The organism is Vibrio sp. 2033 (genome assembly GCF_033339735.1).
In genome coordinates this window covers 1-563 of the sequence record NZ_JAWOVC010000649.1, presented here as the reverse complement: position 1 = coordinate 563, position 563 = coordinate 1, and the positions used below count along the sequence as shown (strand labels likewise).

1 protein-coding gene is annotated in these 563 nt (G+C 42.8%); it reads left to right on the top strand.

The window, feature by feature from the left end; all coding sequences use genetic code 11:
- Window positions 1-563 (top strand): CpaF family protein (locus R7P74_RS28285; RefSeq protein ID WP_318124004.1); only part of this gene is annotated, 563 nt, incomplete at both ends.

Genomic DNA, 563 nt, shown 5'->3' with positions numbered 1-563 from the left:
TATCGAGAAAAAGCAACTGCAAATCAGCAGTTTGAAGCGTTTAGATCTCTTCAAAGCACTACTGGATGAACTTAAAGGTTTAGGACCGCTTCAAGCGTTGGTTGATAACGATGATATCTCGGACATTATGATCAATGGCCCGTCAGATATTTTCATCGAAATCAACGGCAAGGTAGAGAAGTCGCCAATCCAGTTCGTCAATGAAAAGCAGCTCAATACTATCGCCAAACGCATTGCATCCAATGTAGGGCGTCGAATTGATGAATCGAAACCGCTTTGTGATGCACGTTTAGAAGATGGTAGTCGTGTAAACATCGTAATACCACCTCTTGCGATTGATGGTACTTCAATCTCAATTCGTAAGTTTAAAGAGCAAAAAATCAAGTTGGAAAACTTGGTTCAGTTTGGCGCGCTGTCCGTTGAAATGGCGAAGCTACTTTCCATTGCGAGCCACTGCAAGTGCAACATTCTTATTTCAGGTGGTACTGGTTCTGGTAAGACAACACTACTGAACGCTTTGTCAGGCTTTATCGGCAGTGGTGAACGTATTGTCACCATTGAAG